Annotated in this window: 13 protein-coding genes; 11 read left to right on the top strand and 2 right to left on the bottom strand. The window is 71.6% G+C overall.

What is annotated here, in order from left to right:
• The first annotated feature begins 26 nt into the window (after nt 1-26).
• A complete protein-coding gene (locus ABEA24_RS22895) occupies nt 27-980 on the top strand; it encodes an Lrp/AsnC family transcriptional regulator (protein ID WP_345433028.1) in 954 nt (317 codons plus the stop codon).
• Here ABEA24_RS22895 and ABEA24_RS22890 read toward each other — a convergent pair.
• Together ABEA24_RS22890 and ABEA24_RS22885 are read right to left on the bottom strand one after the other, a co-directional pair.
• Entirely contained in the window at nt 949-4,176 is a 3,228-nt protein-coding gene (locus ABEA24_RS22890) for an AfsR/SARP family transcriptional regulator (RefSeq protein WP_345433027.1), read from the bottom strand. The two genes, ABEA24_RS22895 and ABEA24_RS22890, sit on opposite strands and share 32 nt — an antisense overlap.
• Nucleotides 4,177-4,311: 135 nt before the next feature.
• Nucleotides 4,312-5,646, bottom strand: a complete 1,335-nt coding sequence (locus ABEA24_RS22885; RefSeq protein ID WP_345433026.1) for an NAD(P)/FAD-dependent oxidoreductase — start codon at nt 5,644-5,646, stop codon at nt 4,312-4,314.
• Between the two features lie 341 nt (nt 5,647-5,987).
• On the opposite strand from ABEA24_RS22885, the gene ABEA24_RS22880 reads away from it, so the two are divergent.
• The 10 genes from ABEA24_RS22880 (at nt 5,988) to ABEA24_RS22835 (ending at nt 13,672) form a co-directional block, all read left to right on the top strand.
• Nucleotides 5,988-6,560 carry a YbhB/YbcL family Raf kinase inhibitor-like protein gene (locus tag ABEA24_RS22880; protein WP_345433025.1) on the top strand — a complete coding sequence of 191 codons (573 nt, stop codon included), beginning with the start codon at nt 5,988-5,990 and terminating at the stop codon, nt 6,558-6,560.
• A 249-nt stretch (nt 6,561-6,809) separates the two neighbouring features.
• The gene (locus tag ABEA24_RS22875) at nt 6,810-8,729 is read left to right on the top strand and encodes a hypothetical protein (RefSeq protein ID WP_345433024.1); all 1,920 of its coding nucleotides are present in this window, start codon (nt 6,810-6,812) and stop codon (nt 8,727-8,729) included.
• A gap of 224 nt (nt 8,730-8,953) precedes the next feature.
• Nucleotides 8,954-9,226, top strand: a complete 273-nt coding sequence (locus ABEA24_RS22870) for a hypothetical protein (RefSeq protein WP_345433023.1) — start codon at nt 8,954-8,956, stop codon at nt 9,224-9,226.
• Nucleotides 9,198-9,713: a DUF6879 family protein gene (locus tag ABEA24_RS22865; protein WP_345433022.1), complete on the top strand. Its 516-nt coding sequence runs from the start codon at nt 9,198-9,200 to the stop codon at nt 9,711-9,713. The genes ABEA24_RS22870 and ABEA24_RS22865 overlap by 29 nt, the downstream gene beginning before the upstream one ends.
• 28 nt (nt 9,714-9,741) lie before the next feature.
• Nucleotides 9,742-10,596, top strand: coding sequence for a DUF5753 domain-containing protein (locus tag ABEA24_RS22860; RefSeq protein ID WP_345433021.1), 855 nt, complete (start codon nt 9,742-9,744; stop codon nt 10,594-10,596).
• 100 nt (nt 10,597-10,696) lie between these two features.
• Nucleotides 10,697-10,987, top strand: a complete 291-nt coding sequence (locus ABEA24_RS22855; RefSeq protein WP_345433020.1) for a hypothetical protein — start codon at nt 10,697-10,699, stop codon at nt 10,985-10,987.
• Nucleotides 10,988-11,017: 30 nt separating this feature from the next.
• Nucleotides 11,018-11,194 (top strand): hypothetical protein, encoded by a 177-nt coding sequence (locus tag ABEA24_RS22850; protein ID WP_345433019.1) that lies wholly within the window; start codon nt 11,018-11,020, stop codon nt 11,192-11,194.
• Nucleotides 11,195-11,385: 191 nt separating this feature from the next.
• Nucleotides 11,386-12,045 (top strand): lytic polysaccharide monooxygenase auxiliary activity family 9 protein, encoded by a 660-nt coding sequence (locus ABEA24_RS22845; protein WP_345433018.1) that lies wholly within the window; start codon nt 11,386-11,388, stop codon nt 12,043-12,045.
• A gap of 125 nt (nt 12,046-12,170) precedes the next feature.
• A complete protein-coding gene (locus ABEA24_RS22840) occupies nt 12,171-13,019 on the top strand; it encodes a metallophosphoesterase family protein (protein WP_345433017.1) in 849 nt (282 codons plus the stop codon).
• On the top strand, nt 13,016-13,672 hold the full coding sequence (locus ABEA24_RS22835; protein ID WP_345433016.1) for a 4'-phosphopantetheinyl transferase family protein: 657 nt from the start codon (nt 13,016-13,018) through the stop codon (nt 13,670-13,672). The genes ABEA24_RS22840 and ABEA24_RS22835 overlap by 4 nt, the downstream gene beginning before the upstream one ends.
• The last annotated feature ends 471 nt before the right edge of the window (nt 13,673-14,143 follow it).

Genomic DNA, 14,143 nt, shown 5'->3' with positions numbered 1-14,143 from the left:
TACCGGCGGGCTGTTACGGTGCCGCGATGGATTCCGTCGACCGGGGGATCGCGCACGCGCTGCACGTCGACGGCCGGGCGCCGTTTCGTACCATCGCCGAGGTGCTCGGCGTCTCGGAGAACACCGTGGCGCGCCGTTACCGGCGGCTGCGGGGCGAGGGCCTGCTGCGGGTGGTGGGCATGGTCAACGGCGCCCGCCTCGGACACGTCCCCTGGACGATCAGGCTGCGCTGCACGCCGGACGCGGCGGGCAGGGTCGCCGAGGCGCTGGCCGCGCGGGAGGACACCTCATGGGTGTACCTCCTGTCCGGGGGCACAGAGGTGTCCTGCAACGTTCAGGCGCGCAGCTCCGACGAGCAGGAGGCGCTGCTCCTGCACAAGCTGCCGCGTACGAGCCGCGTCATCGCCGTGTCGGCCCATCTGCTGCTCCGCGGTTTCATGCTGCCGACCGGATGGTCCGGGCTCGCCTGTCTCACCCCGGACCAGGTAGAGCGGCTCCGTCCCGATCCGGTGGAGCCCGACGGCGACCCGATCATCCTGGACGACGCGGACCGGGCGCTGCTGGGTGCGCTGGCCCGTGACGGCAGGGCGTCGTACGCGGAGCTGACCTCGGTCACCGGCTGGTCGGAGACCACGGTGAAACGGCGGACGACCGCGCTGCGCCGCGCCGGGGTCCTCCGCTACCAGCTGGACGTCCCGCCGGCGGTGGTCGGCTTCCCGGCCGAGGCGCGACTGTGGATGAGCGTCCGGCCCGCCAAGGCCGTCGAGACCGCCGAGGCGCTGTCGCGGCACCCGGAGGTCTCGTTCGCCGCCCTCACGACCGGTCCGACCAACCTTCTCGCGGCCGTCAACTGCCGCGACTCCGGGGATCTGGCCCGCTACCTCACCGAGCGCATCGCCGCCCTCGACGAGATCCGGTCGATGGAGACCGCGCCGATCATCCGCACCGTCAAGCGGGCGGGGGCGCTGCTCCTCGGGTGAGCCCGTCGGCGACGGTGATCGGCTCGATCGCCAGGTAGGCGGCGGCGTCCGCGATCCCCATCGCGCGGCCGCGCGCGTACGCCGCGTCGAAGCGTTCGTCACCGAGTGCCTCTCGCGCCGTGCGCGCGATCCGGGGCGGGTCCGGCAGCGACCGGTCCTCCACGCCGCGTACGCCGACGGCGGCGCCGAGGAGCGTCGCCGCCCGTTCGTGGTCGCCGCTGCGGGCGGCGTGGTCGGCCATGCCGACGAGGGCCTGCCCGACGATCGGCGCGTCGTGGGGGAACCACGCGGTCCGGAACGCCTCGACGTGGTGCTCGAGCGCCGCGTCGAGATCGCCCCCCAACCCGTGGATCATGCCCAGCTGGGTGTGGACCATGGAGACGAACTGCGGCGGGCCGCCGCTCCACGCGTGGGTGACGGCGTCCTCCAACAGGGCCCGGGCACCGGCCAGGTCGCCGCGCCGCCGGGCCGCCTCGGCGGTCGTGTAGCGGACCAGCGCGACGTCCCGCTGGTCCCCGCGGCGTTCGGCGCCGCGCAGGGCGGTCTCCAGCTCGGCCCGGGCGGCGTCCTCGTCGCCGAGCGCCGTGTACGCGTCGGCAAGGCGCACGCGCAGGTGGCTGGAGTCGTCCTGACTGCCCAGCTCCAGCGAGCATCGGAGGGCCTCTTCGATGTGGGCCTTGGCCGACGTCGGATCGCCCCGCCACAGCGCGATCTCGGCGAGCCCGATCAATGTCATGGACATCCCCCAGCGCTCCCCGAGCACCCGGAACGCGTCGATCGCGCTCGTGAAGTGCTCCTCGATCGCCTTCACCCGGCCGAGGTTGATCAGCACGTGACCGCGGAACATGTCGAAGGCCGCCTGGAGCCACGGGTCACGTACGTCATCGAGGCGGTCCACTTCCCCGAGCGCCTCGTCGACCCGCCCGTCGAACATCAGGAGACCCAGCGGAGCCATGCGGACGACGGGATGCAGCTCCTCGGAGGGAAGGTCCGCGCAGTCCGCCAGGGCGGCCGAGATCCGCCGCCCGACGCCCTCCTTGTCCCGCAGCAAGGGATCGTCGTCGACCGACCCGATCACCCGGAAGAGGGTGGCCACGGCGACGGCGTGGGCGGGCGCCCTCCCCGCCAGCGCGAGCGCCTCCTGGGCCAGCAGATAGCACTCGCGTCGCTGCCCGCGCAGGAACCAGAACCAGCCGAGGGCGGCGACGTAGCGGACGGCGAGTGCGGCGTCCTGGACGTCGATGGCCCAGTGCAGGGCGGAATGCAGGTTGTCGTACTCGGCGGTGAGGCGTTCGAGCCACCGCAGCTGCTCCCGGGTGCGCAGCAACGGCTCGGCGGTCTCGGCCAGCCGGAGGAAGTGGTGGGCGTGCGCGCGCCGCACCCTCGTGGCCTCGCCGGCCTCGGCGAGCCGCTCGGCGCCGTACGCCCGGATCGTCTCGAGGACGCGGTACCGGCCCGTTCCGTCCACGCTGACGAGCGACTTCTCGACCAGCCCGGTGAGCGCGTCGAGCACGTCGCCGTCGCACACCTCCTCGACGCTGTCGAGAGTCGCGCCGCCCGCGAAGACCGAGACGCGCCGCAGCAGCGTCCGCTCGGCGTCGTCGAGCAGATCCCAGCTCCAGTCGACGACGGCGCGCAGTGTCTGGTGGCGCGGCAGGGCCGTACGGCTGCCGCCCGTGAGCAGGCGGAACCGGTCGTCGAGGCGGTCCGCGACCTGCGCGGCGGTCATCGTACGGAGCCGGGCGGCGGCCAGCTCGATGGCGAGCGGCATGCCGTCGAGGCGGCGGCAGATGGCGAGCACCGCGGGCAGGTCGGTCTCGGCGGTGAACCCGGGACGGACCGCGGTGCCCCGCTCGACGAACAGGCGGACGGCGGGGTAGTCGAGCGCCTCCCCGAGCGAGGTGACGTGCGCGGGCCCGTGAACGTCGGACGGGTCCGCCGGGGGGAAGGCGAGCGGCGGCACCGGCCAGAGGCTCTCGCCGGTGATGCCGAGGGCCTCGCGGCTCGTCGCCAGGACGCGGACGCCGGGGCAGTCGGCGAGCACCCGGTCCGCGAGGCGGGCGCAGGAGTCGATCAGGTGCTCGCAGTTGTCCAGCACGATCAACAGTCGCTCGTCGGCCAGCGCGGCGACGAGCCGCTCGACCGGTTCGACGCTGGTGGGCGGCGCGCCGCGTACGCCGGTGGTCAGCGCGGTCTCGCGGAGCCCCAGCGTGCTCAGCAGCGCCTGTGGGACCTCTCCCGGGTCGCCGACGGGAGCGAGCTCGATCAGCCAGACGCCGCCGGGCATGCGGTCGGTGAGGCGCGCGGCCGCCTCGATCGCCAGCCGGGTCTTCCCGGCGCCGCCGGGGCCGGTGAGGGTGACGAGGCGGTTCTCCTCCAGCAGCTTCCCGACGCGTTCGATCTCCTCCTCGCGGCCGATGAAGCTCGTGAGCCGGGCCGGCAGGTTGCTGCGGCCCCGCGACCGGGCCGGGGTCTGCTCGCCCCGGAGAACGGCGAGGTGGACGGCCTGAAGCTCGGGCGACGGATCCACGCCGAGCTCCTCGGCGAGCGTGCGGCGGGCGTCCTCGAACGTGGCCAGCGCGTCGGCCTGGCGGCCGGCGGCGGACAGCGCCCGCATGTACTGCCCGCGCAGGCGTTCCCGCAGAGGGTGGGCGGCGACCAGCGCCTCCAGCTCGGCGGTGTCGGCGCGGCCGAGCAGCAGCAGCGCCTCGGCGTGGTCCTCGACGGCGCCGAGGCGCTGTTCGGTGAGGCGGGACACGTGCCCCCGGGCGAAGTCGGCGTCGGCGACGTCGGCGAGCGCCGTCCCGCGCCACAGGCCGAGCGCCTCGGCGAAGGAGTCCGCCGCGCGCGCCGGGTCGTCGGTGAGGAGGCGGCGCCCGTGGGCGACGAGCCGGTCGAAGCACCGCAGGTCGAGCGCGGCGTCGCCGATGACGAGGCGGTAGCCGGCGGGGTGTGACTCGATCACGGCATCGGGCAGCGCCCGGCGCAGCCGGGAGATCAGCGACTGCAGCGCGTTCGGGGCCCCGGCCGGGGGGTCGCCGCCCCACACGCCGTCGACCAGGCGGTCCGTGGTGACGACGCGGGGGGCGTCGAGCGAGAGCAGGATCAGTAGCGTGCGCAGGCGGGCGCCGCCGACCTCCACCGGCCGGCCGACGTCATCGGTCACCTCGAGGGGGCCGAGCAACGAGATCCGCACGGGTCGATTCTCCCTTGTCCGCCCGGGGAGAGCACCTGAACCGTTCCCGGCCAAGGCGCGATATATCTCGTTGAGTCTCGCACAAAAACGGCGGACCGGCCTCCCGGCCGGCCCGCCGTACGCGGGAACGAAGGATCAGGCGGCGCGGTCCTGCCCGCTGGCCAGCCGGAACTCCGCGCGCGGCTGCTCAAGGCCGCCGAGGGAGACGGTCTCGCGGCGGAAGAACAGCGCGAGCGTCCAGTCGGCCACCACCCGTACCTTGCGGTTGAACGTCGGCACCCGCGACAGGTGGTACGTCCGGTGCATGAACCAGGCGGCGAACCCGCGCAGCTTCACGCCGTACACGTGCGCGACGCCCCGGTAGAGCCCCAGGCTGGCCACCGACCCGGCGTAGGAGTGCCGGTACGGCTTGCGCTCCTTCCCACGGAGCGTGGCCACGATGTTGTCCGCGAGCCGCCTGGCCTGGCGTACGGCGTGCTGGGCGTTGGGCGCGCAGAACTCCCCGGGCCGGGTGAGGTCCGGGACGGCGCCGCAGTCGCCGGCCACGAAGGCGTCGTCGACCCCCTGGACGGTGAGGTACTCGGTGGCGACGATGCGGCCCTGCCGGTCCAGCGGCAGGTCGGTGGAGCGGTTGAGCGGGTTGGGCTTCACCCCCGCGGTCCACACGAGCGTGCCCGTGTCGAACTCGGTGCCGTCGTCGAGCACGACGCGCCGGTCCACGGCGGAGGTCAGCCGCGTGTTCAGCCGTACGTCGATGCCCCGCCCGCGCAGCTCCTCGACGGTGTAGCGGCCCATCGTGTCCCCGACCTCGGGCAGGATCCGGCCGCTGGCCTCGACGAGGACCCAGCGCATGTCCTCGGGGCCGAGGTCCGGGTAGTACGTCAGGGCGCCGCGCGCCATGTCCTCGAGCTCGGCCAGCGCCTCCACGCCGGCGAAGCCGCCGCCGACGAAGACGAACGTGAGCGCGCTGCGGCGTACCTGCTCATCGGGGGTGGAGGCGGCGATGTCGAGCTGCGCGAGCACGTGGTTGCGCAGGTGGATGGCCTCGGCGACGTTCTTGAACCCGATGCCGTGCTCGGCGAGCCCGGGGATCGGCAGCGTGCGGGACACCGAGCCCGGCGCCATCACGAGGTGGTCGTAGGAGATCTCGGTCGCCGGCCCGGAGATCGGGCGCACGGTGGCGACGTGCCGGGCGTGGTCGACGGAGACGACCCGCCCGTTCAGGATGCGCGCCTTGGGCAGCACGCGGCGCAGCGGCACCACGACGTGGCGCGCGGACAGGTGGCCGGCGGCCACCTCGGGGAGGAACGGCTGGTAGGTCATGAACGACTGCGGGTCGACGATCGTGATCGTCGCCTCGTTCGAACGCAGTCGGCGCTGCAGGCGCAGCGCGGTGTACATGCCGACGTAACCGCCGCCGACGATGAGGATGTGGGGAGTGGTCCGGCTCGGATTCGGGCTCGTGGCCACGGGATGCTCTCCTCGGTTGATTTGTGAATCCATTCACAAGCTACCGCATCGAACCGGACATACCGGCCGACGGAACCGTGAAGATCGCCAGAACTTCACGGGACGCCAAACCGACCACACTGTTCTCCTGTGAATTACCTCATGTCTTCCGCACCCCTGCCCGTCGCGCTCCAGCGGCCTTCCGGTGGGCTCCCCGGATTACCTCTAGTGTGAGCCGCACGCCCGGCGCCGATCCGCGGGTGAGGAGCGCCGCGTCGCAGGGTCCGCACGGCCCCGATGCGGCGAATACGCGGACACCGGTCGGGCGCGGCGTACGATCGTCCCCCGGGAGCTGTGTATCGATGATGACCAGGTTGTGGCGGCCGGTGTGCCTGGCCGCCGTCGGAGTGCTGTCGCTCACGGGCTGCGGCCTCTTCGGGCAGAACAAGATCATTCGGGGGAGCGTGGCCGAATCGATCACTGTGACCAGCCCGGCCTTCCGTGACGGCGCGCCGATGCCCGTCCGCTTCGCGTGCGCGCAGTACGGCGGCAGGTCCAAGACGCCGCCGCTGCGGTGGTCGGTCGCGCAGAGCGGCGTCGGATCCCTCGCGCTGATCATCGACGACCCCGACTCCCCCAGCGGCGCGTACGTCCACTGGGTGCTGTTCAACATCGACGCGACAGCGGCTGAACTCCTGGAGAACACCACGCCGCCGCACTCCGAGCAGTCGATGAACACGGCGCACAAGGTCGGGTACGCCCCGCCCTGCCCGCCGAAGGGTGAGGTGCACCGATACCGCTTTACCCTTTATGCGCTGAAGGAGAAGGTCCCGCTGAAGAACGGCGCGAGCCTGAGCGAGACCCTTTCGGCGATCGCCAGCCGTACGATCGCTCGCGGCCGGATGACCGCGACGTTCCGGGGAGCGATGATGTGATGTCCTGAGGGGCGGGCGCGCCGGACGCGTCGGGTGCGCGTCTCGCGCCAAGGGGTACGGAAGCGAGCGGACGGCGCTCGCAGGCCTCAGGGCAAGTAGGGTGAAGATAGATGTTCGCGAACCGTATGACAAGGGTCATAGCGGTCGGCAACAATCGGTCTAGCTCCTTGGGGGCCCCGGTGCCGGTGATCATGGGAAAAGGTCTCCGCGTCGGCGTCGACCGCTAGACCATGGCGTTGGGTGGTAGCTATGTGGGGTCTGATCGTTGTCCTCGGCCTGGTCGCGGTCGTCATTCTCGTCGGGGTGCTCGTTGCCCTGGGGATGAGAGCGAGCCGCTCCGGCGACGAAGACGACTGGATGTCCGACGAAGAGCAGCCCCAGGGCCGCCGCGCCGGCCGATCCCGCGGCCGCCGCGGTGGTGGCGAGTCGGAGGAGGAGGCCTACGGCGGCAGCGACATGCGCGTGGCCGGCGCCCCCATCGCCCCGCAGCACCAGCTGCCCGCCGCGCCCATCGCCGGCCCCGGCGCCGGCCCGGCCCAGCTGCCGCCGCCGTCCCCGACCCCGGTCCCCCAGGCGCCTCCGCGCTCGAGCGAGGACATGGACGACGACGAGTACTGGTCGACCATCACCTTCGACAAGCCGAAGTTCCCCTGGCGGCAGGACGCCGGACAGCCCTCCGAGGCGCGGGGGCAGGACCCCCTCGCCGGACAGGCGGCCCAGGTTCCGCAGCCGCAGCCGCTCGTGAGCGGGCCGCCCCAGGGCATGCCGCTGGCGGGCCCGCCGCCGCAGGACGCCCCGTTCAACTCGCCGGCGCCGGAGACCAGGCCGCAGCCGGCCGTCCCGGCCCTCGACGACGCGCCTACGACGCTCGACACGCCGGCGACGCCGGCCGGCCCGCTCGACGTCCCGTCGCTCCCGTCGGCGCTCGACGTCCCCTCGCGGACGGGCCAGACCGACCCCGGCGGCGCCATCCCGGCGTACGGCTCGGCCGACCAGAGCGGCGGCTTCGGGGCGCCCACGTACTCGAGCGAGCCGTCCCCCTACTCGAGCGAGCCCTCGTATTCGAGCGAGCCGTCCTACTCCGCCGAGCCCGCCTACGGCGGTGACCGCCCGTACGGCACGGACCCGGGGAGCGGGTACGGCGACGACCCGCTGAACACCGGCGAGCGGCCGGCCTTCGGCTCCCCCGCGGCGCCCACTCCGCCGGCGCCCTCTCCCCTGACGTCCCCGTCGCCGGTGGGCTCCATCGCCGGCAGCGACGACGGACCCGCCGTCCCGTCGGTCGACGCGCTGCTCGCCAAGATCCAGCGCGAGCGCTCGGGAGGCGGCGAGGCGGCGTCGACGGGCTCGGCCTCCTCGAGCCCCGCGCCTAGCTCCGGTTTCGACCCGCTCACCGACCCGCTGGACACCGGGGACCGCTCGTACCGCTCCTCCTCCACGGACGGGTCCACCAGCGGGGGCTGGTCGACGGGCTCGTACAGCTCGAGCGGTTCGTCGTCGGACTCCTACAGCGGGTCCTCCAGCGACTCCTACGGCTCCTCCTCGACCGGCTCGTACGGGTCGGACCCCCTGTCGGGCGGCTACAACGCGACCGGCGGCTACAGCACCCCGTCCTACGACGGCGGCTACGGCTCCTCCGATAGCGGCTACGGCTCCACCGGCTCCTCCGACAGCGGCTATGGCTCGACCGGCTCCGCCGACAGCGGTTACGGCTCCACCGGCTCCTCCGACGGCGGCTACGGTTCGACCGGCTCCTCGTCGTACGGCGGCGACTCCTCCACGTACGGCTCGGGCTCCGGGCGCCAGGACGACCCGCTCGGCGGCGGGTACACCGGTTCGTCGTCGGACTCCTACGGCTCCTACGGGGCCGGCCAGGACACCACCTCCTCCGGCGGCTATTCGAGCACGGGCGGCTACTCGACGTCCGGCTCGTCCTACGGCAACGGCTCTGGCTCGGGCTACTACGGGTCCTCCTCGACCCCGGGGCAGGGCTACGACCCGGCCTCCTCGACCCCGGGGACCCCGGGGACCGGGCAGCCGGCCGACGACGCGAACGCGACGCAGGCCTACCCGAGAAGCCCGTACGGCACCTCGTACGGCGACCGGAAGAACGACGAGCAGCACCCCGACGGCTGGGGGTCCTACGGCGACCACCGCAACGGCGGCTGACGCCTAACAGCGAAGAGGCCGTGGGCCCCGTGGTTCGTACGAACCACGGGGCCCACGGCCTTTCGCGGGCGAGGGTCGCTTTTCTCCGCCGAGCGGCCCGTGCCGGGAGACACGTCTTCCGCGGGATATAAGGATCCCGCCGAGGATCGGTTGGACTCCGGTTCGATTGCGTGGCAATCTCTTGACCGGTTCATCACTCTGCGTGAATCTCTCATGTGCACTCCGTGCACAACACCGAGCTCAGGAGGTCATCCATGCCCCTCAGGTTTGTGGGGATCGATCCAAGTACCAACGGGGATAACTGCCCCACCGTGTGGGTCGACGAAGCGAAGAGCGAGATCGTCATTCAAGGCTGGACCGCCGACCCCGATACTCGGAGGGAGTGCCTGGCGACCGGCCCGATCCCCGACCACGAGACGGTCCTGCGGCTTCCGGCGCGGATGGCACCGATCCTTAAGGAGGCGTGCGATGTCGCCGGAGGTCCCATCATTCAGTGACCTGCTGGCCGAGTGCGACGAGTCGGCCGTTCACCTGGAGATGCGGGACAGTTACACGCCCTCCGACCCCGTCTTCCGCGACTGGAAGGCGGGAGTGCGGATCGACGGGCCGAAGCACTACCCCGAGTGGTTCGGCCTCGTCAGCGCGACCGTCGCCCGTGGTGTCCAGATCCGGCGCCTCCGCATCGTGTCGGAACCACTGGCGGATTTCATCCGTTTCGAGTACGACGTAACGGTAGGGCTGAACGTCGCGGCCGGCGAGCAGGTACGGTGGCTGCCTCGCCGGCGGGCGTCGGATCTGGCCCTGCCGGGCAATGACTTCTGGGTATTCGACGGTCGGATCGTCCGATTCGGCTACTTCACGGGTGACGGGGAATTCGTCGGCCAGGACGTCTGGGAGGATCCTGACGTGGTGAAGCTATGCACCTCCGCCTTCGAGGCGGCCTGGGAGCGAGGGGTCGATCACGATGACTATCGCCCCGCCTGAACGGCCCCGACCACCGCGGAGAGCGGCCGTGCCCACGACGTCACCGTCGTCGTCCGTCCAGGCGGCCCGCCAGGCCATCGCCGACCGGCTGCGGGATATCAGGGTCGACGCCGGCCTGACCGCCAAGGCGCTCGCCGCCGCCGCCGAATGGGACCGCACCAAGGTCTCCAAGATCGAGCACGCCACGCGACCGCCGTCCGCCGACGACATCCGCCGCTGGTGCACCGTCTGCAAGGCCGACGACGAGGCCACCGACCTCGTGGCCTCGCTGCGGACCGTCGAGGGCGCCTACATCGAGTGGCGCCGCCTCCAGCGCACCGGCCTGCGCCGGCTCCAGGAGTCGCGCGTGCCGCTGTACGAGCGGACCCGCAACTTCCGGGTCTACTGTTCGCAGGTCGTGCCCGGCCTCTTCCAGACCGCCGCCTACGCCGGCGCGCTGCTGTCGGCCATCACGACCTTCCATGGCAGCCCCAACGACGTCGAGGAGGCGGTGGCCGCCCGCATGGCCCGCTCGCACGTCGTACGCGACGGCGACCATCGCTTCGCCGTGCTCGTCGAGGAGGCGGTCCTCCGCTACCAGGTCGGTGGTCCCGACACGATGGCCGGGCAGCTCCACCACCTGCTGGACGTCATGGCGCTGCCGTCGGTGTCGCTCGGCGTGATCCCCTTCGAGCACGGCGGCCGCCGGATCTGGACCCTGGAGGCCTTCAACATCTTCGACTCCGAGCGGGTGTCGGTGGAGCTGCTGTCGGCGGCGGTGACGGTCACCACCCCCGGCGAGGTGGAGCTCTACGAGAAGGCGTTCGGCGAGCTGACCGGGATGGCGCTCTTCGGCACGGAGGCGCGGACACTGATCTCCGCCGCGATCGACGCTCTCGACTGAAGTCGCGCGCCACACTTGGGCACACTCCTCGCACGCAGCGGCCCGGTGATTTTACCGTCACGGCAGGCGGCCAAGATCCCCGCGCGATGAGGAGACACCCATGGGTGAGGAGACCGTCACCGCGTTAATCGTCCGGCACCTTCGTGAGCTCCGAGGTGCTCTCGACCAAGCCGGATTCGAGACCACTCTCGACCATCCCCACGGCACGACCCCCTACCTCCGGGCCACCAACCGGCACGCGCCCGTCATGTCAGAGACGATCCGCTGTGAGCACCACATCGTCGACGGCGACGCGTACTGGTTCTTCTACTCCTGGGGCCAGCCGATCTGCCCGGCGGTGGACAAGGCCTTAGCGGCCCGGGAGATCAGCCGTGTCATCGGGAACCGCTGAAGACCGCCCACTCCCTCACCGGACGGACACATGAGCTACGACCAGGAACTGACAGAGTTCCGGCGAATCCTCGACGAGATGACCGTCGTCGGACACCTCCGCCGCGACGCGGAAATCGCCGAGTTGCACCGGCTGATCCAGCGCTACCCGGACGAAGCACGTGAGATCTGCGCGAAGTTCGGCGGTGCCTATGACCAACCCGCGTGAACGATCCGATGGGTCGGGCCCACGCGCACGGACCGGGCCGCGGTGGCGGTGACCATGCCCCGCCTCCGCGGCTCAACCATGTGCGTGAAAGTTTCACGCGTAAAGTTCAGCAACTTTGCTTGTCAGGTTAGGATCCGTGATCAGGTGCGCTCCCACCGTCCGATCTGTCCCCCTCGAGACGGAGAACGCGCATGCACCACCGAGGTTCCCGCCGGGCGCTCCGCGTCCTGACGCTGCTGTCCGCGGCCGTGCTCTTCCTGGTCCCCTGGGCCGACGCGGCCTTCGCCCACGGCTCGGTCGTCGACCCGGCCTCCCGCAACTACGGCTGCTGGCTCCGCTGGGGAAGCGACTTCCAGGACCCCAAGATGCAGCAGGAAGACCCCATGTGCTGGCAGGCGTGGCAGGACAACCCGAACGCCATGTGGAACTGGAACGGCCTCTACCGCAACGGCCTGGCCGGTAACTTCCAGGCCGGGCTCCCGGACGGGCAGCTCTGCAGCGGCGCTCTGACCGAGAGCGGCCGGTACCGCTCCCTGGACGTCCCCGGCGCGTGGAAGACGACCGACGTCCACAGCACCTTCTCGGTCCACCTGCTGGACCAGGCCCACCACGGCGCGGACTACATCCTCGTCTACGTCACCCGCCAGGGGTACAACGCCCTCACCCAGCCCCTGCGCTGGAGCGACCTCGAGCTGGTGCGCAAGACCGGCAAGTACGCTCCGGGCGGCGACTACATCGTCGACAGCCTCAGCGCCCCGGGCCGTACGGGCCGCCACGTCGTCTTCACGATCTGGCAGGCGTCGCACATGGACCAGGCGTTCTTCTTCTGCAGCGACGTGAACTTCACCTGATCGCCCATCCCGGCCGCCCGGTCTCCGCGCCGACGGGGGCCGGGCGTATTCCCGGCAGGCGCGGCCCTGACCCGTATCGGTCAACGCGAGGTTCCCCGCGGCAGGCCCCACGTAGCATCACCGATGTGATCACCACGCCAGAAGACGGACCGCGCCTTCTCGCCATCAGCGACCTCCACGTCGCGTACCCGGAGAACCGGAAACTGGTGGAGGAGCTGCGTCCGTACTCCGGTGACGACTGGCTGCTCGTCGCCGGCGACGTCGGTGAGAACCTCGACGACATCGAATGGGCGCTCGACACGCTGCGCCGGCGCTTCGCGACCGTCGTGTGGACGCCCGGCAACCACGAGCTGTGGACCCCGCGCGGCGACACGACCGGGCTGCGCGGCGAGGACCGCTACCTGCGGCTGGTCGAGCTGTGCCGGGGCATGGGCGTGCTCACGCCGGAGGACCCGTACCCGGTCTGGAGCGGCCCCGGCGGCCCGGCCGTGATCGCACCGCTCTTCCTGCTGTACGACTACACGTTCCGCCCCGCCGGCGCCGCCACCCAGGAGGCCGCGCTCGCACAGGCGTACGCGGAGGGCGTGGTCTGCACCGACGAGATCTTCCTGCATCCGGACCCGTACCCGAACCGCGAGTCCTGGTGCCGGGCCCGGCTGGCGGCGACCGAAGAGCGGCTGGCGGAGCTCGACCCGGAGCTTCCCACCGTGCTCGTGAACCACTATCCCCTCGTTCGGGAGCCCACCCGCGTCCTGCGGTACCCGGTGTTCGCCCAGTGGTGCGGAACCGTGCACACCGCCGACTGGCACGTGCGCTTCCGCGCGGCCGCGGCCGTCTACGGCCACCTGCACATCCCGCGGACCACCCACTACGACGGCGTACGGTTCGAAGAGGTCTCGGTCGGCTACCCGCGCGAGTGGCAGAAGCGGCCTGTGAAGCCTGCCCTACGGCAGATCCTCCCGGCGACGTCGTGATCGAGGAGTTGTTGCCGCCGGGAGCGGTGGGCGAGGAGACGTACGACGACGCGCCCGCGACGGCCCTGTTCCCCGAAGAAGAGGCGCTGCTCGCCCGCGCCGTCGACAAGCGCCGCAGGGAGTTCACCACCGTACGGGCCTGCGCGCGGGCGGCCCTCACACGACTCGGCGTCGCCCCCGCGCCCCTCCTCCCAGGGGAAGGCCGCGCCCCGATCTGGCCGGCCGGGATCGTGGGCAGCATGACCCACTGCGACGGCTACCGGGCGTCCGCCGTCGCCCGCGCCGGGGACCTCCTGACGATCGGCATCGACGCCGAACCCAACGGCCCGCTGCCCGACGGCGTCCTGGAAGCCGTCTCCCGCCCCGAAGAGCGCGCCTGGCTGACCGGCCTGCTCGCCGCGGAACCCGACGTACGGTGGGACCGCCTGCTGTTCAGCGCGAAGGAGTCGGTCTACAAGGCATGGTTCCCGCTGACCCGCCGCTGGCTGGGCTTCGAGGGCGCGAACATCACCGTGGACCCCGAGGCCGGCACGTTCGCCGCCGCGCTGACCGTCACACCACCGGAGGTCGACGGCCGCCCGCTGACCGGCTTCACCGGCCGCTGGCTCGCCCGCGACGGCCTCATCGTCACCGCCATCACCGTCACCCGCTAATTCGACCGGTCCGGTAATTCGACCGGTCCAGGCTCAGTCACCGCGATGCGCGTCCCTGTTGTTCCCTGTCGCCGGATGCCCGGGCCGTTTCGAGGGGGCGGGCCTTCAGCGGCGCGGGAATGGCGGCGATGTCCCTCTTCTGGTGACGTCGGCTCTTCCAACCGGCGAGATGGCGCACGGCACCTCTGTCGTGGCGGACGTCGGCACGCGGGTCTTGCAGGCCGGCGACGATGTCAGTGATCGGCAGGTCCTTGAGCAGCAGGCTCGGACAGCGGTCAGGTCCCGGCCGTCCTCGTCGAGGAAGTCGAACCGGACGTCCCCGATGTTGAGCTCCTTCCCTTGGCGATCCGAGCCGTACGGCGGCTTGCGCGCCGGTCCGTGTAGCGGGTCTCGGAGGCCGAGTCATATCGATCGTCCCCCGGGGACGGGCACCGCTCGGACCGTCCGTAGGTTCACAGGTTTCCTAGGATC

Origin of the sequence: Actinoallomurus vinaceus, assembly GCF_039542055.1 — a bacterium.
Classification (GTDB): domain Bacteria; phylum Actinomycetota; class Actinomycetes; order Streptosporangiales; family Streptosporangiaceae; genus Actinoallomurus; species Actinoallomurus vinaceus.
Note: the sequence above shows the minus strand (reverse complement) of the source record. Positions and strands in the feature narration are given on the sequence as shown.

Coding starts and splice junctions, on each gene's coding strand:
- ABEA24_RS22880 (WP_345433025.1), top strand. CDS start 5,988: ATGATGACCAGGTTGTGGCGGCCGGTGTGCCTGGCCGCCGTCGGAGTG.
- ABEA24_RS22845 (WP_345433018.1), top strand. CDS start 11,386: ATGCACCACCGAGGTTCCCGCCGGGCGCTCCGCGTCCTGACGCTGCTG.
- ABEA24_RS22875 (WP_345433024.1), top strand. CDS start 6,810: ATGTGGGGTCTGATCGTTGTCCTCGGCCTGGTCGCGGTCGTCATTCTC.
- ABEA24_RS22855 (WP_345433020.1), top strand. CDS start 10,697: ATGGGTGAGGAGACCGTCACCGCGTTAATCGTCCGGCACCTTCGTGAG.
- ABEA24_RS22895 (WP_345433028.1), top strand. CDS start 27: ATGGATTCCGTCGACCGGGGGATCGCGCACGCGCTGCACGTCGACGGC.
- ABEA24_RS22850 (WP_345433019.1), top strand. CDS start 11,018: ATGAGCTACGACCAGGAACTGACAGAGTTCCGGCGAATCCTCGACGAG.
- ABEA24_RS22865 (WP_345433022.1), top strand. CDS start 9,198: ATGTCGCCGGAGGTCCCATCATTCAGTGACCTGCTGGCCGAGTGCGAC.